Source organism: Arboricoccus pini (assembly GCF_900187945.1).
Taxonomy (GTDB): domain Bacteria; phylum Pseudomonadota; class Alphaproteobacteria; order Geminicoccales; family Geminicoccaceae; genus Arboricoccus; species Arboricoccus pini.
The window spans coordinates 242,892-262,510 of record NZ_FYEH01000003.1; the positions used below are offsets into that span (position 1 = coordinate 242,892).

The 19,619-nt window shown below is 60.1% G+C and carries 20 protein-coding genes; all 20 read right to left on the reverse strand.

Annotated elements, in window-relative coordinates:
- Nucleotides 1-3: 3 nt before the first annotated feature.
- The 20 genes from rplE to rpoB all read right to left on the reverse strand — a co-directional run bounded on the left by rplE (nt 4) and on the right by rpoB (nt 19,526).
- Entirely contained in the window at nt 4-543 is a 540-nt protein-coding gene (gene rplE, locus CFB17_RS05910; RefSeq protein WP_088560474.1) for a 50S ribosomal protein L5, read from the reverse strand.
- A 12-nt stretch (nt 544-555) separates the two neighbouring features.
- The gene (gene rplX, locus CFB17_RS05915) at nt 556-876 is read right to left on the reverse strand and encodes a 50S ribosomal protein L24 (RefSeq protein WP_243389770.1); all 321 of its coding nucleotides are present in this window, start codon (nt 874-876) and stop codon (nt 556-558) included.
- Nucleotides 873-1,241 carry a 50S ribosomal protein L14 gene (gene rplN / locus CFB17_RS05920; RefSeq protein ID WP_088560476.1) on the reverse strand — a complete coding sequence of 123 codons (369 nt, stop codon included), beginning with the start codon at nt 1,239-1,241 and terminating at the stop codon, nt 873-875. Before rplN ends, rplX begins: the two co-directional genes overlap by 4 nt.
- Before the next feature lie 12 nt (nt 1,242-1,253).
- Nucleotides 1,254-1,523, reverse strand: a complete 270-nt coding sequence (gene rpsQ / locus CFB17_RS05925; protein ID WP_088560477.1) for a 30S ribosomal protein S17 — start codon at nt 1,521-1,523, stop codon at nt 1,254-1,256.
- Between the two features lie 7 nt (nt 1,524-1,530).
- Entirely contained in the window at nt 1,531-1,743 is a 213-nt protein-coding gene (rpmC, locus tag CFB17_RS05930) for a 50S ribosomal protein L29 (RefSeq protein WP_088560478.1), read from the reverse strand.
- Nucleotides 1,740-2,165 carry a 50S ribosomal protein L16 gene (gene rplP / locus CFB17_RS05935; RefSeq protein ID WP_088560479.1) on the reverse strand — a complete coding sequence of 142 codons (426 nt, stop codon included), beginning with the start codon at nt 2,163-2,165 and terminating at the stop codon, nt 1,740-1,742. The genes rpmC and rplP overlap by 4 nt, the downstream gene beginning before the upstream one ends.
- A gap of 18 nt (nt 2,166-2,183) precedes the next feature.
- Nucleotides 2,184-2,864 carry a 30S ribosomal protein S3 gene (rpsC, locus tag CFB17_RS05940; RefSeq protein WP_088560480.1) on the reverse strand — a complete coding sequence of 227 codons (681 nt, stop codon included), beginning with the start codon at nt 2,862-2,864 and terminating at the stop codon, nt 2,184-2,186.
- Nucleotides 2,864-3,250: a 50S ribosomal protein L22 gene (gene rplV, locus CFB17_RS05945; protein ID WP_088560481.1), complete on the reverse strand. Its 387-nt coding sequence runs from the start codon at nt 3,248-3,250 to the stop codon at nt 2,864-2,866. Before rplV ends, rpsC begins: the two co-directional genes overlap by 1 nt.
- Before the next feature lie 3 nt (nt 3,251-3,253).
- Nucleotides 3,254-3,532 carry a 30S ribosomal protein S19 gene (gene rpsS, locus CFB17_RS05950; protein ID WP_088560482.1) on the reverse strand — a complete coding sequence of 93 codons (279 nt, stop codon included), beginning with the start codon at nt 3,530-3,532 and terminating at the stop codon, nt 3,254-3,256.
- A 2-nt stretch (nt 3,533-3,534) separates the two neighbouring features.
- The gene (gene rplB / locus CFB17_RS05955; protein ID WP_088560483.1) at nt 3,535-4,380 is read right to left on the reverse strand and encodes a 50S ribosomal protein L2; all 846 of its coding nucleotides are present in this window, start codon (nt 4,378-4,380) and stop codon (nt 3,535-3,537) included.
- Between the two features lie 4 nt (nt 4,381-4,384).
- Nucleotides 4,385-4,678 (reverse strand): 50S ribosomal protein L23, encoded by a 294-nt coding sequence (locus tag CFB17_RS05960; RefSeq protein ID WP_088560484.1) that lies wholly within the window; start codon nt 4,676-4,678, stop codon nt 4,385-4,387.
- A complete protein-coding gene (gene rplD, locus CFB17_RS05965; protein WP_088560485.1) occupies nt 4,675-5,298 on the reverse strand; it encodes a 50S ribosomal protein L4 in 624 nt (207 codons plus the stop codon). The genes CFB17_RS05960 and rplD overlap by 4 nt, the downstream gene beginning before the upstream one ends.
- Before the next feature lie 4 nt (nt 5,299-5,302).
- Complete coding sequence (gene rplC / locus CFB17_RS05970) at nt 5,303-6,022, reverse strand: 50S ribosomal protein L3 (RefSeq protein WP_088560486.1); 720 nt, start codon at nt 6,020-6,022, stop codon at nt 5,303-5,305.
- A 10-nt stretch (nt 6,023-6,032) separates the two neighbouring features.
- Entirely contained in the window at nt 6,033-6,341 is a 309-nt protein-coding gene (rpsJ, locus tag CFB17_RS05975; RefSeq protein WP_088560487.1) for a 30S ribosomal protein S10, read from the reverse strand.
- A 269-nt stretch (nt 6,342-6,610) separates the two neighbouring features.
- Nucleotides 6,611-7,801: an elongation factor Tu gene (tuf, locus tag CFB17_RS05980; protein WP_088560488.1), complete on the reverse strand. Its 1,191-nt coding sequence runs from the start codon at nt 7,799-7,801 to the stop codon at nt 6,611-6,613.
- Between the two features lie 77 nt (nt 7,802-7,878).
- On the reverse strand, nt 7,879-9,969 hold the full coding sequence (fusA, locus tag CFB17_RS05985; RefSeq protein WP_088560489.1) for an elongation factor G: 2,091 nt from the start codon (nt 9,967-9,969) through the stop codon (nt 7,879-7,881).
- 24 nt (nt 9,970-9,993) lie between these two features.
- Complete coding sequence (gene rpsG / locus CFB17_RS05990) at nt 9,994-10,461, reverse strand: 30S ribosomal protein S7 (protein WP_088560490.1); 468 nt, start codon at nt 10,459-10,461, stop codon at nt 9,994-9,996.
- Nucleotides 10,462-10,488: 27 nt separating this feature from the next.
- Nucleotides 10,489-10,860: a 30S ribosomal protein S12 gene (rpsL, locus tag CFB17_RS05995; protein ID WP_088560491.1), complete on the reverse strand. Its 372-nt coding sequence runs from the start codon at nt 10,858-10,860 to the stop codon at nt 10,489-10,491.
- Nucleotides 10,861-11,160: 300 nt separating this feature from the next.
- Nucleotides 11,161-15,342, reverse strand: coding sequence for a DNA-directed RNA polymerase subunit beta' (rpoC, locus tag CFB17_RS06000; RefSeq protein WP_088560492.1), 4,182 nt, complete (start codon nt 15,340-15,342; stop codon nt 11,161-11,163).
- 83 nt (nt 15,343-15,425) lie between these two features.
- A complete protein-coding gene (gene rpoB, locus CFB17_RS06005) occupies nt 15,426-19,526 on the reverse strand; it encodes a DNA-directed RNA polymerase subunit beta (RefSeq protein ID WP_088560493.1) in 4,101 nt (1,366 codons plus the stop codon).
- Nucleotides 19,527-19,619 lie beyond the last annotated feature (93 nt).

Below are 19,619 nucleotides of genomic sequence, written 5' to 3' on the forward strand. Positions count from 1 at the left end.
CGCTTACTTCCTGAAGGGCAAAGCGAAGCCTTCGAGAAGCGCCTTGGCTTCCTCGTTGCTCCGGGCGGTCGTGCAGATAACGATGTCCATGCCGCGGGTCTCGTCGATCTCATCGAAATTGATTTCCGGAAAGATCAACTGCTCCTTGATGCCCATGGCATAATTACCACGACCATCGAAGCTCTTGTCCGACACACCCCGAAAATCACGAACTCGGGGCAAAGCAATGTTCACCAGCCGATCGAGAAATTCGTACATACGCTCCCGACGCAGCGTGACCTTGCAGCCGATCGGCTGCCCTTCGCGCAACTTGAAATTCGCGACCGACCGCTTGGCTCGGCAAACAACCGGCTTCTGCCCCGCGATCTTCGTCATATCGCCGACTGCGTTCGTGAGCTTCTTGCTGTCGTTGACGGCCTCGCCGACGCCCATGTTCAAGACGATCTTGTCGATCTTGGGCACCTGCATCGGGTTCTTGTACCCGAACTTCTCGACGAGTTGTTTGGTGACAACCTCGTCGTAATGCTTTTTTAACCTTGCCATCGTCATCTACCTCTAGCGGTCCAGCACTTCGCCGGAGCGCTTGGCGACCCGTACCTTGCGACCGTCTTCTTGGACCTTGAAGCCGACGCGGGTCGGCTTGCCGTCCTTCGGATCGATATGAGCGACGTTTGAGACGTGGATCGGCGCTTCTCGCGTAATGATCCCGCCTTCGCCCTGCATCGAGGGCTTCGTATGCCGCTTAATCAGATTGACGCCCTGCACCACGACGCGATCCTCCGAAGGGATCACGCGAAGGACCTCGCCCTCGGTACGTTCGTACTTGCCACTGATGACGACGACCTTGTCGCCTTTACGAATGCGCGCCGCCATCAGAGAACCTCCGGAGCCAAGCTGATGATCTTCATGAAGCGGCGCGCGCGCAGTTCGCGCGTAACCGGTCCGAAGATACGCGTGCCGATCGGCTCGCCTGCCTTGTTGATCAATACGGCGGCGTTCTTGTCAAACCTGATGGAAGTGCCGTCCGCACGGAAAATCTCCTTGGCGGTACGGACGATGACGGCTTGTGCCACGTCGCCTTTTTTTACCTTCCCTCGCGGAATGGCTTCCTTAATGGCGACGACGATCACATCGCCGACCGATCCCCATTTGCGGTGCGAGCCGCCCAGGACGCGGATACAGGAAACGCGACGCGCGCCTGAATTATCTGCGACCTCGAGGTCAGTTTCGGGCATGATCATGGGTGATGCTCCTTAACCCTGGACCGGCGCCTGGGCGGCGTCGACGGGGCTGTTGTCGGTCACCACCTGCCAGCGCTTGCGCGCCGAGAGTGGGCGACATTCTTCAATGCGGACGAAGTCGCCGATCTTGAACTGGTTGTTCTCGTCGTGCGCCATGTAACGCTTCGAATGGCGAATAAACTTCTTATAGATCGGGTGCTGGACCCGACGCTCGACACGGACGATGACGGTTTTCTCCGCCTTGTCGCTGACGACCGTGCCCTGCAAGACGCGCTTCGGCATCGCTCAATTAACTCCTGGCACCGGCAGCGTCGGCCCGGGTCTGCTCACCCAGGACCGTCATGATCCGTGCAATATCACGACGTACCTCGCGAACACGCTTGGTGTTCTCGAGCTGACCCGTGGCCTTCTGAAAGCGTAGATTGAACGCTTCCTTCTTCAGCTGAACGAGTTGATCGTTGAGCTGTGCACCCGTCTGCCCGCGGAAATCGTTGGCACTCATGCTGCGACATCCTCCTGCAGGCGGGCGATAAATTTGGTCCTGATCGGCAATTTGGCGGCACCGAGCTTGATCGCCTCAGCTGCCAAGTCATGCGGCACGCCGTCGATCTCGAAAAGTACGCGCCCTGGTTTGACACTGGCCACCCAGAGTTCGACAGAGCCCTTGCCCTTGCCCATGCGGACCTCGGCGGGCTTTTTCGACACCGGCTTGTCGGGGAATACCCGAATCCAAACGCGACCTGCGCGCTTGAGATGGCGGGTGATCGCTCGCCGACAGGCCTCGATCTGGCGCGCGGTAATACGTTCCGGCTCGAGGGCTTTCATGCCATAGGCTCCGAAGTTCAGATCGGAGCCTCCCTTCGCAAGCCCATGGATACGACCTTTGAAGGCCTTCCTGAACTTGGTTCGCTTTGGCTGCATCATGTCAGTCTACTCCGGCCATCAGGCCGCGCGTGCCGGCGTCTCGCCAGCGCGCTTGTCAAAAGCCATCGGGTCGTGATCCAGGATCTCGCCCTTAAACACCCAGACCTTGATTCCGCATGTGCCGTAGGGCGTATGCGCCGTCTCCGTCCCATAATCGATATTCGCCCGCAAAGTATGCAAGGGAACACGACCCTCTCGATACCACTCGCTGCGGGCGATTTCCGCGCCACCGAGTCGACCGGCGCAGGCGACCCGGATGCCCTGAGCGCCCAGACGCATGGCTGACTGCACCGCGCGCTTCATCGCACGCCGAAACGTGACGCGTTTTTGCAGCTGCTGAGCAATATTCTCAGCTACCAACTTCGCATCGATCTCGGGCTTACGAACCTCGACGATGTTCAGGTGAATTTCACCCGAGCAAAGCTTGGAAACATCGCGGCGGAGATTATCGATCTCCTGCCCCTTCTTGCCGATGACGACACCGGGACGCGCGGTATGGATCGAGACGCGCGCTTTCTTTGCCTGGCGCTCGATCACGATCCGACTGATGCCGGCCTGACCGAGACGCTTTTGCAGATAGCGCCGAATGGCCATGTCTTCAGCCAACAACTTGGCGTAATTGCGATCATCGTACCACCGGGAGTCCCAGGTACGATTGATCCCGACCCGAAGGCCGATCGGATTGACCTTTTGACCCATCAGGCGGCTTCCCTCTCGTCACGCTCGCGGACGACGATGCGCAGCCGCGAAAAGAACTTTTCGATGGTCCCGGACCGGCCGCGGGCTCGCGCATGGAAGCGGCGCATCAGCACCTGCTTTCCAACACTGGCCTCAACCACCACGAGGCGGTCGACGTCGAGATTGTGATTGTTCTCGGCGTTCGCGATCGCCGATTCCAACACTTTCTTTACGTCCTGCGAAATGCGCTTGCGCGAAAATTGCAGCGCGGTAACGGCCTTCCCCGCTTCCATCCCGCTGATCATGTCCGCAACCAGGCCAAGCTTGCGCGGGCTGACCCGCATCAGCGTGCCCACGGCTAGGGCCTCGTTGTCGGCCTGGCGACGCTCACTCTTTGGCTTGCTCATCGCCTACTTCCTCTTGGCCTTCTTGTCGGCCCCATGACCAAAATAGGTGCGGGTGGGCGAGAACTCGCCGAGCTTGTGCCCGACCATGTTCTCCGTAACGTAGACCGGCACAAACTTCTTGCCGTTATAAACGGCAAACGTAAGACCCACGAAATCGGGCATGACCGTCGAGCGCCGCGACCATGTTTTGATGATGTCATTGCGCCCGGAACCACGGACCTTTTCGACCTTGTCGAAAAGATAACCGTCAACGAATGGGCCCTTCCAGACTGAACGCGGCATGGTCAGCTACCCCGCTTCTTGGCTTGATGGCGGCTGCGCACGATCATCGTGTCCGTCCGTTTGTTGTTCCTCGTCTTTCGACCCTTGGTCGGCTTGCCCCACGGCGTCACCGGATGACGGCCGCCAGACGTCCTGCCCTCGCCACCGCCATGCGGATGGTCGACGGGATTCATCGTCACACCACGATTATGTGGACGGCGACCCTGCCAGCGAGACCGCCCAGCCTTGCCGGAGTTCTCGTTCTGGTGGTCGGCGTTGGAGACTGCACCGATCGAAGCCATGCAGGTCGCGTGGATCAGGCGGATCTCGCCGGAGCCCAGACGAATCTGGGCGTAATCCCCATCCCGCCCGACAAGCTGGGCGAAGGTGCCGGCAGAGCGGGCGATCTGCCCGCCCTTGCCTGGCTTGAGCTCGACATTGTGGACCACAGTGCCGACGGGGATCGCCCGCAATGGCGCTGCGTTACCCGGCTTCACGTCGACCTTCTCATCAGCCACGACCTTGTCGCCGACGGCCAGGCGCTGTGGCGCTAGAATATAGGCAACGTCGTTATCGCCGTAATTGATAAGTGCGATGAAAGCCGTCCGGTTGGGGTCGTATTCGAGCCGCTCGACCGTACCGACGACACCGAACTTGCCACGACGCTTAAAGTCGATGACCCGATAAGTCCGCTTGTGACCGCCGCCACGGAATCGCACCGTGGTGCGCCCCTGATTATTGCGGCCGCCCGACTTGGTCAGACCCTCGGTCAAGGTCTTGACCGGCTTTCCCTTATAGAGATCGCTCTTGTCGACCAAGACGAGCTCACGCCGGGATGGGCTCGTAGGATTGAAATTCTTCAACGCCATCGGATCAGACCCCCGTCGTCACGTCGATACGCGAGCCTTCGGCCAGCGTGACGATCGCCTTCTTGACGTCGGACCGCACGCCCACACGACCCTTGAAGCGCTTTGTCTTGCCCTTCACGTTGAGCGTATTGACGCCAGTGACCTTAACGCCGAACACCGCCTCGACGGCCGCCTTGATCTCAGGCTTGGTCGCGTTCTTGCGCACCTTAAAGACAACCTGATTATGCTCAGAGAGCATGGTCGCCTTTTCCGTGATGACCGGTGCCAGCACCGTGTCGTAATGACGTGCTTCGCTCATGCGAGCCTCTCTTCGAGACGGCGAACCGCCTCGGCCGTCAGCACCAGCTTATCGCGGCGCAGGATGTCGTAGACGTTGGCACCGGCCACCGGCAGAAGGTCCACCAACGGCAAATTGCGCGACGCCAGCGCGAAATTGGTCTCTAGCTCATCGCCGCCGTCGACGAAAAGCACATCACCAAATCCCTGCTTGCCCAACTGCTCCGCCAGGAGCTTGGTCTTGGCCGCGTCGATCTTCAACGAATCGAGAATTACGAGCTTGCCTTCTTTGGCCTTGCTCGAAAGCGCGCACCGCAAACCTAACGCTCGGACCTTCTTCGGGAGGTCGGTCGCGTGGTCGCGGAGGACCGGACCAAATACGACGCCACCACCGCGAAACACGTTTACGCGCCGCGAACCGTGACGGGCGCGACCGGTGCCCTTCTGTTTGTAAAGCTTTGCGCCGGTACGGGCGATCTCCGCCCGGCTCTTCACTTTATGCGTGCCGGCGCGCCGCTTGGCCAACTGCCAGAGAACAACGCGCTGCAGGATGTCCGCCCGGACCTCGACGCCGAAGACCGCATCGTTCAGTTCGACGGACCCTACTTCGCTGCCGGCTAGGTTCTTAATACTTGCCTGCATGGGATCAGACCTCACCCTCATCGGCCACCACCGCCTCGGCCTCTTGGCCTGCCCGTAAGATCGCTGCCGGATAAGGGGCGCTTTTGGGGAGTGCCTTCTTCACGGCGTCGGTCACGCGCAGGTAGGTGCCCTTGGCCCCGGGCACGGCGCCCTTGACCAGAATCACGCCACGCTGAGGATCAACGCCGAACACCTCCAGGTTCTGCACGGTCGCCCGATGGGCGCCCATGTGGCCGGCCATCTTCTTGCCTTTGAAGACGCGACCCGGATCTTGGCGATTGCCGGTCGAACCATGGCTTCGATGCGAGATCGACACACCATGGCTGGCGCGCAGGCCGCCAAAATTGTGGCGCTTCATGACGCCGGCAAAGCCTTTACCGATCGTGACACCAGCCACGTCGACATATTGACCAGCCACAAAATGACCTACGTGGATCTCGGCGCCTACCTCAAGGAGTGCATCGCCAGACACACGAAATTCCTGGACGTTCCGCTTGGGCTCGACCTTCGCCTTAGCGAAGTGCCCGCGCTCACCCTGACTCACGTTCTTGGCCTTGGCGCGACCGACGCCAAGCTGGACGGCCTCATAGCCGTCATTCTCGACCGTCCGAACAGCAACGACCTGGCATTCCTCAACTTTCAGGACGGTAACCGGAATATGGCTTCCATCGTCACCGAACAGCCGCGTCATACCGACTTTTTGAGCGATCAAACCTGTACGCATCGTTCCCGCCTCAGAGCTTGATCTCGACGTCGACGCCCGCTGCGAGGTCGAGCTTCATAAGCGCGTCGACCGTCTGCGGCGTCGGGTCGACGATGTCGAGCAGGCGCTTGTGAGTCCGAATCTCGAATTGCTCACGGCTTTTCTTGTCAACATGGGGCGACCGATTAACCGTGAACTTCTCGATCCGATTAGGGAGCGGGATCGGGCCGCGCACCCGAGCTCCCGTGCGCTTCGCCGTACCCACGATCTCACGCACGGACTGGTCCAGCACACGATGATCGAACGCCTTGAGGCGAATGCGAATGTTTTGCGTATCCATGGTCGTTCGACCGCTCATCCCAATAGTTTACCGCCCCGACCGCTCGGGTCAGGGTGTGGCGAGGGTTTCGGGCTCGCCACCCATAACTTCGGGAGCGGGCCCGAAGGACCGCTCCGCTGCTCATCATCTTGCGATGGGGAGGCGCCTTTTAGCCAAGCTGGGCAAAAAGGTAAAGCCCCTTTTCACAAGCCGCCCATCGCCGAGGCGATGGCTTCGCCAAAGAGCATGCAGTGCCGCAGGAAAAAAAACCGCGGCACTGTCGATCTATCTCAAGCGATGACGGATGCGACGACGCCGGCACCGACGGTACGGCCACCCTCGCGGATGGCAAACCGCAGGCCCTGCTCCATCGCAATCGGTGCGATCAGTTCGACTTCCATCGTGATATTGTCCCCAGGCATCACCATCTCGGTGCCCTCGGGTAGCTTGATCGAGCCCGTCACGTCCGTCGTCCGGAAATAGAACTGCGGACGATAGTTCGAGAAGAACGGCGTGTGACGACCACCCTCTTCCTTGTTCAGGATATACGTCTCGGCCATGAACTTCGTGTGCGGCGTGATCGAGCCCGGCTTGCAGAGAACCTGACCGCGCTCAACGTCATCTCGCTTCGTGCCGCGCAGCAGGATGCCGACATTGTCGCCAGCCTCGCCACGGTCCAGAAGCTTGCGGAACATCTCCACACCCGTGCACGTCGTCTTCTGCGTCGCCCGGATACCGACGATCTCGACTTCGTCGCCCACCTTGATGATGCCACGCTCAACACGACCCGTCACAACCGTGCCACGGCCCGAGATCGAGAACACATCCTCAATCGGCATCAGGAACGGCTGGTCCACCGCCCGCTCCGGCTGCGGAATATACGTGTCCACCGCCGTCATCAGCTCAAGGATGCGATCCTTGCCCACCGCGTCGTCCTTGCCCTCAAGCGCCGCCAGCGCCGAGCCCTTGATGATCGGGATGTCGTCCCCTGGAAACTCATACTTCGAGAGCAGCTCGCGAACCTCGAGCTCCACCAGCTCCAAAAGCTCCGGGTCGTCGACCATGTCGACCTTGTTCAAGAACACCACCAGCGCAGGAACACCAACCTGCCGAGCCAGCAAAATGTGCTCCCGCGTCTGCGGCATCGGACCGTCAGCCGCCGACACAACCAGGATCGCGCCATCCATCTGCGCTGCACCCGTGATCATGTTCTTCACGTAGTCCGCATGGCCTGGGCAGTCCACGTGCGCATAGTGACGATCCTGCGTCTCGTATTCCACATGCGCCGTGTTGATCGTAATGCCCCGGGCCTTCTCCTCAGGAGCCTTGTCAATCGAATCGTACGCCTGGAACGTCGCGCCGCCCGTCTCAGCCAGCACCTTCGTGATCGCCGCCGTCAACGTCGTCTTGCCATGGTCAACATGGCCAATCGTCCCAATATTCGCGTGCGGCTTCGTCCGCGAAAACTTCTCCTTCGACATCGATCTGTCTCTCCGTGTTCCGACGGCTTAGGGCGGCCTTGAAGGCAGTGCCGGATGTTGAACTAAATGACGCGAAATTAGGCGTATTTTGCGCGGATCTCGTCGGCTACCATCTGCGGCACCGGCTCGTAATGGTCGAATACCATCGTGAATTGCGCACGGCCTTGAGAGAGCGAACGCAACGTGTTGACGTAACCGAACATGTTGGCCAACGGCACCATAGCACTGACAACCTGCGCGTTACCGCGCGGCTCCATGCCGGTGATTTGGCCACGGCGGCTGTTCAGGTCACCGATGATGTCGCCCATATACTCATCAGGCGTCACCGCCTCGACCTTCATCATTGGCTCGAGGAGGATCGGACCAGATTTGGCAATCCCCTCCTTGAACGCAGCGCGGGCTGCGATTTCGAAGGCCAGCACCGAGCTGTCGACATCATGATAGGCGCCATCGGTGAGCGTCACCTTGACGTCGGTCAATGGAAAGCCCGCGATCGTGCCCGACTGCATTGAGGAGGTCAGGCCCTTTTCGACTCCAGGGATGTATTCCTTGGGGACGTTGCCGCCAACGACCTTACTCTCGAATTTGAAGCCTTCGCCCTTCTCACTGGGTTCAAAGGTGAGCTTGACGCGGGCGAACTGGCCCGAGCCGCCTGTCTGCTTCTTGTGCGTGTAGTCCACGTCGGCCTTGCGCGTGATCGTCTCGCGATAGGCAACCTGCGGCGCGCCCACATTAGCCTCGACCTTGAACTCCCGGCGCATGCGGTCGACCAGGATCTCAAGGTGGAGTTCACCCATTCCCTTGATGACCGTCTGGCCGGATTCCTGGTCTGTGCTCACGCGGAACGAGGGGTCCTCCTGCGCCAGACGATTGAGCGCCAGGCCCATCTTTTCCTGGTCAGCCTTCGATTTCGGCTCGACGGCCACCTCGATCACGGGATCAGGGAATTCCATCCGCTCGAGAATGATAGGCTTCGCTGGGTCGCAGAGCGTATCGCCGGTCGTGGAATTTTTCAGACCTGCCAATGCGACGATGTCACCAGCATAGGCTTCCTTGATCTCCTGACGATCGTTGGCATGCATGAGCAAGATCCGGCCGACGCGCTCGCGCTGATCCTTTACCGAATTTAGCAGGAACGTGCCGCTCTCAACCTTGCCCGAATAGAGACGAACGAAAGTCAGCGAGCCAACGAATGGATCGCTCATAATCTTGAACGCCAGGCCCGACATAGGCTCGCTATCGTCGGGATTGCGGATCAGGACCTCATCGGTGCCCGGCTTAACGCCCTCGGTCGGCGGCACGTCCAATGGCGATGGAAGATAGTCGACCACAGCGTCCAACAGCGGCTGCACGCCCTTGTTCTTGAAGGCGGAACCGCAAAGAATCGGCACCAGCTTGCCGCTAATCGCGCCTTTGCGAATACAACGGATCAGCGTGGCCTCGTCGGGTTCATTGCCTCCGAGATAAGCGTCCAGCGCCTCGTCATCGAGTTCGACGGCCGCCTCGATCAGCGCTGTACGCAGTTCGGCTGCTTTCTCAGCGAGATCGGCCGGAACAGGTTCATAGGAGAACTTGGCGCCCAATGTCTCCTCGTGCCAGACGATCGCCTGGTTACGAACCAAGTCGACGACGCCGCGAAAATCGGCTTCAAGCCCGATCGGGAAATTGACGATGACACCGGGCGCACCGAGGCGCTCGCGTATCATCGACACACATCGATCAAAATTCGCGCCCGTGCGATCCATCTTGTTGGCAAAACAGATCCGCGGCACCTTGTACTTGTCGGCCTGGCGCCAGACGGTCTCGGACTGCGGCTCAACACCAGCAACGCCGTCGAACACCGCGACGGCCCCGTCCAGGACCCGGAGCGAACGCTCGACCTCAATCGTGAAGTCGACGTGGCCCGGAGTGTCGATGATGTTGATGCGGCAGCGTTCGCCATCACGACCCGGCCAGAAGGTGGTCGTGGCCGCAGACGTGATCGTGATGCCCCGCTCCTGCTCCTGCTCCATCCAGTCCATCGTCGCAGTGCCTTCATGCACTTCGCCGATCTTGTAGGACTTGCCGGTGTAGTAGAGGACGCGCTCCGTCGTCGTCGTCTTGCCGGCATCAATGTGGGCCATGATGCCGATGTTGCGGTAGCGCTCAATAGGAATTTCGCGGGGCATGGAGAGCCTCTTAGAGTCCGCCGTTTACCAGCGATAATGCGAGAATGCGCGATTGGCTTCCGCCATCTTCAACGTGTCTTCACGCTTCTTGAAGGCGGCGCCTCGACTATTGGCTGCGTCAAGCAATTCACCAGCGAGACGCTCCATCATCGTCTTTTCGGAGCGCGCCGTGGCCGTCGAGATCAACCAGCGAATGGCGAGAGCCTGCCGACGCTCGGGGCGCACCTCGACCGGCACCTGATAGGTGGCGCCGCCAACGCGACGCGACCGTACTTCAAGAGTGGGCTTCACGTTTTCGAGCGCGTCGTGGAAGAGCTGGATCGGATCCTTGCCGGTCCGCTTCTCCATCCGATCGAACGCGTTATAGACAATGCGCTCGGCAACGGATTTCTTGCCGTCTCGCATCAGGCAGTTGACGAACTTCGTCAGGACGATATCCCCGAATTTCGGATCGGGAAGGACTTCGCGCTTCTCGGCGGCACGACGACGCATGGAACTCTCCTAAACTCTCACCGCAGCCTATTTCGGCCGCTTCACGCCGTACTTCGAGCGGCTCTGCTTACGGCCCTGAACACCCTGCGTGTCGAGCGTGCCGCGGATCGTGTGGTAGCGAACGCCGGGAAGATCCTTCACGCGACCACCTCGGATGAGCACGACCGAGTGCTCCTGCAGGTTATGGCCTTCGCCCGGAATATAGCTCGTGACCTCGAAGCCATTGGTCAGCCGGACACGTGCGACCTTACGCAGCGCCGAATTCGGCTTCTTCGGCGTGGTCGTGTAAACGCGAGTGCAGACTCCGCGCTTCTGCGGGCATGCCTCGAGGGCCGGGACCTTGTTACGGGCCCGCTTCGAGGTGCGCCCTTGCGTCACCAGCTGGTTGATCGTCGGCATCGTGCGGCTGTTCCCAGTTCCACAAGCAAAAAAATTGGCATCAAAACCGGCTAGAGACGAGGATATCGACCAGACGGCCGTCACTGGCCCTGGCTTATCCCGTTTCCAGCTAAATCATGCGCCGAAGGTTTACGGCCCTTTGACTGCCCCGTTCCAGGAACCGTCACGCCGCCATGAACGCGGCAGGTTCCCTAGGACAGCGGTACCTGTTTGTCAACAGAAGCCTGGCTCGCGCCCCTTCAACGAGACGGCGATGCGCGTTCAGAAGACGCGCATCGCCGTCAATCCGACGTTGGCTAGTCAGTCGTCGCCCGCGTCCTGCATCTCCGGCAATTCGAAGTCGGCGCCGAAATTCTCAAGGCCAGCCGCAAAGGCTGGATCGTTGGCCTTAAGACGCCGCAGCCGTTGCATTACGCCACCGGTACCCGCTGGAATGAGACGGCCGACGATGACGTTCTCTTTAAGGCCCGCCAACCGGTCCACCTTGCCCATGAACGCCGCTTCGGTAAGGACGCGCGTCGTTTCCTGGAAAGACGCAGCCGAGACGAAAGACTGCGTCTGCAAGCTCGCCTTGGTGATGCCCTGGAGGACCGAGTAGTAGGTGGCTGGACGTCGGCCCTCGGCGACGAGGCGGGCATTCGTGTCCTCGAACTCGGACCTGTCCACCTGCTCGCCCACGAGGAACGTCGATTCGCCCGGGTCGACAATCTCGACCTTCTGCAACATCTGGCGAACGATCACCTCGACATGCTTGTCGTTAATCTTCACGCCTTGCAGCATGTACACGTCTTGGATCTCGTTAACGAGGAACTGCGCCAAGGCCTCGATACCCAACACGCGCAGAATATCGTGCGGGACCGGATTGCCGTCGACGATGAGGTCGCCCGGCTTAACCAGGTCGGCATCTTGGACCACAACCACACGCCCCTTCGGGATCAGGTACTCGACCGGATCCAGATCCTCGTCGGCCGGGACGATCTTCAAGCGACGCTTGTTCTTGTAGTCCTTACCAAACTCGATCCGGCCCTCGATCTCGGCAATGATCGCTGGGTCCTTAGGTTTCCTCGCCTCGAACAGCTCAGCGACGCGCGGCAGACCGCCAGTGATGTCGCGCGTCTTAGACGCTTCACGCGGCAGCCTAGCCACGATGTCACCTGCACTGACCGACGCGCCGTTCTCGATCGAGAGAATGGCACTGACCGGCAGATAGTAGCGCGCCTCCGCACCGGATGGCAGCATCAGCGGGTTGCCGGCATCGTCCTGGAGGAGGATCGAAGGACGCAAATTGCCCGCGCGCGCCGACTGGCGCCAGTCGATAACCTCCTTGGAGGACTTGCCGGTACTTTCATCGATGACTTCGCGGAAGGAGAGTCCCTCGACCAAGTCGACGAATACCGCTCGACCGGATAGCTCGGTGACCACCGGAAGGGTATGCGGATCCCATTCGGCCAGCTTCTGCTCGCGCTCGACCTTCTGATCTGGCTCGACAAGAAGCCTAGTGCCGTTCGGGAGCTTTTGCCGCAGTTTCTCCCGACCGACCTCGTCATAGACGACGAGTTCGGTGTTTCGACCCAGAATGACCAACCGATCCTGGCTGTCACGCAGTAGGCGAGGATTGAGGAACTTGACCGTGCCGGCCACAGGCGATTCGACCATCGACTGCTCGGCCGACCCCTGAGCCGCGCCGCCAATATGGAAGGTGCGCATCGTAAGCTGCGTACCGGGCTCGCCAATCGACTGGGCCGCGATAACGCCCACCGCCTCACCGATATTGACCGGCGTACCCCGGGCGAGGTCTCGGCCATAGCAAGCGGCACAGACACCGATCTTGGTATCGCATGTCAGGACGGAGCGAACGCGAACCGTATCGACGCCGGCCTTATCAACGCGTCGTGCCAAGGATTCGTCGACCAACGTATTGCGTTCGACGATGACTTCGCCGGACTTGGGATCGAGAACATCGGCGGCCACCGTACGGCCAAGAACACGCTCGCCTAGATCGTCTGTCGCCGCTGCTGCCGTGATCGTGATGAAGCGCTCGGAGCCGCAATCCTCCTGCATGATGATGCAGTCCTGCGCGACGTCGACCAGACGCCTTGTCAGGTAGCCTGAGTTGGCCGTCTTCAGGGCTGTATCCGCCAAGCCCTTTCGGGCCCCGTGCGTCGAGTTGAAGTACTCGAGCACGGACAGGCCTTCCTTAAAGTTCGAGATGATCGGCGTCTCGATGATCTCGCCCGAAGGCTTGGCCATGAGGCCGCGCATGCCGGCAAGCTGCTTGATCTGCGCGGCGGAGCCACGGGCGCCGGAATGCGCCATCATCCAGATCGCATTATGCTGCTTGTGGCGGCCATCTTCCCGCTTGGTGTTCTGCACGTTCTGGATGGCGGCCATCATCTCGTCGGCGACCTTGTCCGAGCAGGCCTGCCAAGCGTCGACGACCTTATTGTACTTCTCACCCTTGGTGATCAGGCCATCGGCATATTGCTGCTCGTACTGCTTAACCAGATCCTGCGTCTCGCCGACAAGCTTCTGCTTGCTCTGCGGGATGATCATATCGTCCTTACCGAACGAAATGCCGGCCCGGCAGGCATACGTGAAGCCGAGATTCATCATCCGGTCAGCGAAGATCACCGTCTCCTTCTGCCCGCAATGACGATAGACCTCGTCGATAACGCCACCGACCTCCTTCTTCGTGAGCGTCCGGTTGATGAGCGTCTCGAAGCGAATCGCCGGATGCTCGGGGAGAACGTCACCCAGGAGCACGCGGCCCGGCGTGGTTGCCACCACCTTATATTCGATCTCACCATCGGCATTGACGGTCTTCACCCTGCATTTGATCTTCGAATGCAGGGTGACGATGTGCGATGCCAGGGCGTGATGTACTTCTTCCAGGCCGCCGAAGATCATCCCTTGGCCAGGCTCATTATCGGCCTCGAGCGAGAGGTAATAGAGGCCGAGAACGATGTCCTGGGTCGGCACGATGATGGGCTTGCCGTTGGCGGGGCTCAGGATGTTGTTGGTCGACATCATGAGCACCCGAGCTTCGAGCTGGGCTTCCAGAGAAAGCGGTACGTGCACCGCCATCTGGTCACCGTCGAAGTCGGCGTTGAACGCTGTGCATACCAGCGGATGCAGCTGGATCGCCTTTCCCTCGATCAGGGTCGGCTCGAACGCCTGGATACCTAGACGGTGCAGCGTCGGCGCCCGATTCAACATGACCGGATGCTCGCGGATGACCTGCTCCAGGATATCCCAGACCTCGGGACGCTCCTTCTCGACCATCCGCTTGGCGGCCTTGATCGTCTGCGCCTTACCGTAAAGCTCGAGCTTGGCATAGACGAAAGGCTTGAAGAGCTCGAGAGCCATCTTCTTCGGCAGACCGCATTGATGGAGCTTGAGCTCCGGGCCTACCACGATGACCGAGCGGCCCGAATAGTCGACGCGCTTGCCCAGCAGATTTTGCCGGAAACGACCCTGTTTGCCCTTGAGCATATCGGATAGCGACTTCAAAGGGCGCTTATTCGCTCCAGTGATGACGCGACCACGACGGCCATTATCGAACAGTGCGTCCACCGCCTCTTGCAGCATGCGCTTCTCGTTGCGCACGATGATGTCGGGCGCCCGCAGCTCGATAAGACGCTTAAGGCGGTTATTTCGGTTGATGACGCGGCGGTAGAGATCGTTGAGGTCCGAAGTCGCGAAGCGGCCGCCGTCCAGTGGTACCAGCGGTCGAAGTTCCGGCGGAATGACCGGCACCACCTCGAGCACCATCCATTCAGGCTTATTGCCCGATTCCAGGAAGGTCTCGACCATCTTCAAACGCTTGACGAGCTTCTTGCGCTTGGCCTCGGAGGTGGTCTCCAGAAGTTCGCCGCGCATCTGTTCGCGCTCACGCGGCAGGTCCAGCTTTTTGAGCATGTCCCGTACAGCTTCAGCGCCAATACCGCACGTGAAGCTGTCGTCGCCGAACTCATCCTTATAACGCTGTACCTGCTCCTCGTTGAGCAGTTCATTCGGCTTCAGGGTCGTAAGACCCGGCTCGATGACAACCCAGTTTTCGAAATAGAGCACGCGCTCAAGATCGCGGAGCGTGATGTCCAAGAGGACGCCAATACGGGTCGGGACAGATTTCAAGAACCAGATATGGGCGACCGGCGCAGCCAGCTCGATATGACCCATGCGCTCGCGCCGGACCTTCGACTGGATGACCTCGACACCGCACTTTTCGCAGACGATGCCCTTGTACTTCATCCGCTTGTACTTGCCGCACAAGCACTCGTAGTCCTTGATCGGTCCGAAAATCTTGGCGCAGAACAAGCCATCGCGCTCGGGCTTGAACGTACGGTAGTTGATCGTCTCAGGCTTGCGGACCTCACCGAACGACCATTCACGGATCTGCTCGGGGCTGGCGATGCTGATCTGGATCTGGTCGAACTTCTGGGCGCCGGGCGGCTGACCGAAGAGATACATAAGGTCGTTCATCAGAACCTTCTCAACTAAAGACCGTCACCGGGAAACTGAGGCGTGGGCGCCGGTCGCGGGAGACCGCCGCGCCCACAGGATACTCAGTCGTCGCCAGCCATCTCCTGCTGCAGCTCCACATTCAGGCCCAAGGCCTGGAGCTCCTTGACGAGGACGTTGAAGCTCTCGGGCACGCCGGCTTCGAAGTTTTCCTCGCCACGCACGATCGCCTCGTAGATCTTGGTCCGGCCGGACACGTCGTCCGACTTGACCGTCAACATCTCCTGCAACGAATAGGCAGCGCCGTAGGCCTGAAGAGCCCAGCACTCCATCTCGCCGAAACGCTGACCGCCGAACTGAGCCTTGCCGCCCAACGGCTGTTGGGTGACGAGGCTGTAGGGACCAACCGAGCGGGCATGGATCTTGTCATCGACCAAATGCCCGAGCTTGAGCATATAAATATAGCCCACAGTCACCTGACGATCGAAGACCTCGCCTGTTCGCCCATCGATCAGTGTCACCTGACCGGATGAGTGGCAGCCGGCTTCCTCGAGCATGCGGACGATATCGTCTTCGTGTGCGCCGTCGAAAACCGGGGTCGCAATCGGCACGCCGGGTGTAAGATTGCGCCCGAGTTCGAGAAGGTCTTCGTCGGCGTAGGTCGCGACTTCCTTGCCGACATCAGTACCGAAGATCTCGCCAAGCTTAGCCTCGAGACCTTCACGCTCCTTATCATAGGCAAAGCTGTCCAGCAGCTTGCCGACCTGCTGACCGAGATTGGCGCAGGCCCAACCCAGATGCGTCTCAAGGATCTGCCCGACGTTCATGCGCGAAGGCACGCCCAGGGGATTGAGGACAATATCGACAGACTGACCGTTTTCGAGATGCGGCATGTCTTCGATCGGCGCGATACGGGAAATGACACCCTTATTGCCATGCCGGCCCGCCATCTTATCGCCAGGCTGCAGCTTACGCTTCACGGCGACAAAGACCTTGACCATCTTGAGCACGCCGGGTGGCAATTCGTCGCCACGCTGCAGCTTCTCGACCTTGTTTTCGAAGCGGTCCTGCAACGCTTTCAGCCCATCATCGAGCTGCCGCTTAAGAGCTTGAATCTCGCTCATCCGCTCGGCGTCGTCGATGCCGAGATCCCACCAAAGGCGACGCGGGGTCTCCGCCAGATAGCTAGCCGTGATTGCCGTGCCGGCCTTCAGGCCCTTGGGCCCGACGGTTGCCGTCTGGTCCTCGAGGATCTCGCGCAAGCGACCATAGATATTGCGCTCGAGAATGGCCTTCTCGTCATCGCGGTCCTTGGCGAGACGCTCGATCTCGGATCGCTCGATGGCGATGGCGCGCTCGTCTTTGTCGACGCCGCGTCGATTGAAGACGCGCACTTCGACGATGGTGCCCTGCACACCCGGCGGCACCTTCAACGACGTATCGCGAACATCCGCTGCCTTTTCGCCGAAGATCGCACGCAAGAGCTTCTCTTCGGGGGTCATCGGTGTCTCGCCCTTGGGCGTCACCTTGCCGACCAGGATGTCGCCGGCCTTAACCTCAGCGCCGATATAGACGATGCCAGCCTCGTCCAGATTGCGCAGCGCTTCTTCCGACACATTCGGAATATCGCGCGTGATTGCCTCCGGCCCGAGCTTGGTGTCGCGCGCCATCACCTCGAACTCGTCGATATGGATCGAGGTGAAGACGTCGTCGCGGACGATGCGCTCGGAAATGAGGATCGAATCCTCGTAGTTGTAGCCGTTCCAGGGCATGAAAGCGACGAGCACGTTCCGCCCCAAAGCTAGTTCGCCCAGCTGGGTCGACGGACCGTCGGCGACGATGTCGCCGGCGGCAACGACATCGCCCACCTTCACCAGCGGGCGCTGATTGATGCAGGTATTCTGGTTGGAACGCTGGAATTTCCTGAGCGTGTAGATATCGACAACCTTGTCGGCACGCGCCGATTCGTCGGTCACGCGAACGACGATGCGTGAGCCATCCACCTGGTCGATGACGCCGGCGCGCTTGGCCGTGATCGCAGCACCGCTGTCGCGGGCCACGACATCTTCCATGCCCGTGCCCACGAATGGAGCTTCGGCGCGAATGAGCGGAACAGCCTGCCGTTGCATGTTCGAGCCCATGAGCGCGCGATTGGCGTCGTCGTTCTCGAGGAACGGAATCAGCGCGGCGGCCACCGACACAAGCTGCTTGGGCGAAACGTCAATGAAGTCGATCGTGTCAGGCCGCGCCAGAATAAACTCACCGGCCTGACGGCAGGAAACGAGATCCGAAGTAAAGCGACGTTCGGCATCGAGGTCCGAATTGGCCTGGGCGACCGTGTAGCGTCCCTCTTCCATTGCCGAAAGATAAACAACCTCGTCCGACACCTTACCGTTCTCGACCCGGCGATAAGGGCTTTCGATAAACCCGTATTTGTTAATGCGGGCGTAGGTCGCAAGACTGTTGATCAAGCCGATGTTCGGGCCTTCCGGCGTCTCGATCGGGCAGATCCGGCCGTAATGGGTGGGATGGACGTCGCGCACCTCGAAGCCCGCTCGTTCGCGCGTCAGACCGCCAGGGCCAAGCGCCGAGAGTCGCCGCTTGTGCGTGATCTCGGACAATGGATTGGTCTGGTCCATGAACTGGCTGAGCTGCGACGAGCCGAAGAACTCACGCACTGCCGCCGCCACGGGCTTTGCATTGACGAGATCGTGCGGCATCGCCGCGTCGATCTCAACCGAACTCATGCGTTCGCGTACGGCGCGCTCCATGCGCAGAAGCCCAACGCGAAACTGGTTTTCCATGAGTTCGCCGACCGAGCGCACCCGTCGGTTGCCCAAATGGTCGATATCGTCGATCTCGCCACGGCCGTCCTTGATCTCGACCAGCATGCGCACGACCGAGACAATGTCTTCGGTACGCAAAACGCGCACCGTATCATCGGTCTCAAGCCCCATGCGCATGTTCATCTTCACCCTACCGACCGGAGAGAGGTCGTAGCGCTCGATGTCAAAGAACAGCCCGTTGAAGAGGCCCTCGGCAGTTTCCAGCGTCGGCGGCTCGCCTGGCCGCAGGACGCGATAGATATCGAGAAGGGCTTCCTCGCGAGTCGACGAGCGGTCGAGGATCAGCGTGTTGCGGATATAGGGCCCGACCGTCGCATGGTCGATGTCGAGCAGAGGCAACTCCTCGACCCCATTCTCGACTAGCTTCTTAACGCTCTCGCCAGTGAGCTCGTCGCCAGCTTCGATCAGGACCAGGCCATTGCTCTCGTCGATCAGATCCTCGGCTACGAAGCGACCGACCAGTTCCTCATTGCTGAGGAACATGTCGGTGACCCCTTGCTCTTCGATCTTCTTCAGCAATCGCGGCGTGAGCTTGGTGCCAGCCTCCGCCAGGGTTTCGCCGGTCGCCGCGTCGACGAGATCGGTCGTGATCTTCTGCCCGCGCAGCCGATCGAAGCGAATTGCCGTCTTCCAGCCCTGCCCCGAGCGGCTATGTGCCACTTGGTCATAGAAAGTGCGCAGGATTGCTTCGCCGTCCAGTCCCAGCGCGAGCAGCAGCGTTGTTACGGGCAGCTTGCGGCGGCGGTCGATGCGAACGTAGACGAGATCCTTGGCATCAAATTCGAAATCGAGCCAGGAGCCGCGATAAGGGATGATCCGGGCTGAGTAGAGATATTTGCCTGACGAATGAGTCTTGCCACGGTCATGATCGAAGAAGACACCGGGACTGCGGTGCATCTGGCTGACAATCACGCGTTCGGTACCATTGACGACGAAGGTGCCATTGTCCGTCATGAGCGGCATGTCGCCCATGTAGACGTCCTGCTCCTTGATATCGCGCACACTACGCGAACCCGTCTCCTCATCGACGTCCCAGACGATCAACCGGAGCGTTACGCGGAGCGGAGCAGCATAGGTCATGCCACGCTGGTGGCATTCCTCGACGTCATACTTCGGCTCTTCGAGCTCGTAACGAACAAAATCGAGTGCGGCTCGGTCGGCGAAATCCTTGATCGGAAAGACCGACTTGAACACCTCCTGCAAGCCCAGAAGATCGCGCTGGGTATGTTCGGTCAGGCGCTGCAAGAAGGCTTCATAGGATTGACGCTGAACCTCGATCAGGTTTGGCATCACCGTAACTTCGGGGATGCGGCCGAAGCTCTTGCGGATCCGCTTACGAGCCCTCGTCCTCTCAGCCATCACTGGTCCTCGTCGTTGGTGGTTCACGTTCCGCGTCACGCCGGCTGCACGACGGATACGCTGGAAGCGATCCACGACTTCAATGGTGACAAA

What these genes read in the sequence shown, in the direction of transcription:
- rpsL (WP_088560491.1), bottom strand. Translation starts at nt 10,860, where the DNA reads ATGCCGACGATCAACCAGCTGGTGACGCAAGGGCGCACCTCGAAGCGG.
- rplN (WP_088560476.1), bottom strand. Translation starts at nt 1,241, where the DNA reads ATGATCATGCCCGAAACTGACCTCGAGGTCGCAGATAATTCAGGCGCG.
- rplE (WP_088560474.1), bottom strand. Translation starts at nt 543, where the DNA reads ATGGCAAGGTTAAAAAAGCATTACGACGAGGTTGTCACCAAACAACTC.
- rpoC (WP_088560492.1), bottom strand. Translation starts at nt 15,342, where the DNA reads ATGAACGACCTTATGTATCTCTTCGGTCAGCCGCCCGGCGCCCAGAAG.
- tuf (WP_088560488.1), bottom strand. Translation starts at nt 7,801, where the DNA reads ATGTCGAAGGAGAAGTTTTCGCGGACGAAGCCGCACGCGAATATTGGG.
- rpsJ (WP_088560487.1), bottom strand. Translation starts at nt 6,341, where the DNA reads ATGGATACGCAAAACATTCGCATTCGCCTCAAGGCGTTCGATCATCGT.
- rpsQ (WP_088560477.1), bottom strand. Translation starts at nt 1,523, where the DNA reads ATGCCGAAGCGCGTCTTGCAGGGCACGGTCGTCAGCGACAAGGCGGAG.
- rplD (WP_088560485.1), bottom strand. Translation starts at nt 5,298, where the DNA reads ATGCAGGCAAGTATTAAGAACCTAGCCGGCAGCGAAGTAGGGTCCGTC.
- rpsG (WP_088560490.1), bottom strand. Translation starts at nt 10,461, where the DNA reads ATGCGTCGTCGTGCCGCCGAGAAGCGCGAAGTCCTTCCCGATCCGAAA.
- rpsS (WP_088560482.1), bottom strand. Translation starts at nt 3,532, where the DNA reads ATGCCGCGTTCAGTCTGGAAGGGCCCATTCGTTGACGGTTATCTTTTC.
- rplB (WP_088560483.1), bottom strand. Translation starts at nt 4,380, where the DNA reads ATGGCGTTGAAGAATTTCAATCCTACGAGCCCATCCCGGCGTGAGCTC.
- rplP (WP_088560479.1), bottom strand. Translation starts at nt 2,165, where the DNA reads ATGATGCAGCCAAAGCGAACCAAGTTCAGGAAGGCCTTCAAAGGTCGT.
- rpsC (WP_088560480.1), bottom strand. Translation starts at nt 2,864, where the DNA reads ATGGGTCAAAAGGTCAATCCGATCGGCCTTCGGGTCGGGATCAATCGT.
- rpmC (WP_088560478.1), bottom strand. Translation starts at nt 1,743, where the DNA reads ATGAGTGCCAACGATTTCCGCGGGCAGACGGGTGCACAGCTCAACGAT.
- rplV (WP_088560481.1), bottom strand. Translation starts at nt 3,250, where the DNA reads ATGAGCAAGCCAAAGAGTGAGCGTCGCCAGGCCGACAACGAGGCCCTA.
- fusA (WP_088560489.1), bottom strand. Translation starts at nt 9,969, where the DNA reads ATGCCCCGCGAAATTCCTATTGAGCGCTACCGCAACATCGGCATCATG.
- rpoB (WP_088560493.1), bottom strand. Translation starts at nt 19,526, where the DNA reads ATGGCTGAGAGGACGAGGGCTCGTAAGCGGATCCGCAAGAGCTTCGGC.
- rplC (WP_088560486.1), bottom strand. Translation starts at nt 6,022, where the DNA reads ATGCGTACAGGTTTGATCGCTCAAAAAGTCGGTATGACGCGGCTGTTC.
- CFB17_RS05960 (WP_088560484.1), bottom strand. Translation starts at nt 4,678, where the DNA reads ATGAGCGAAGCACGTCATTACGACACGGTGCTGGCACCGGTCATCACG.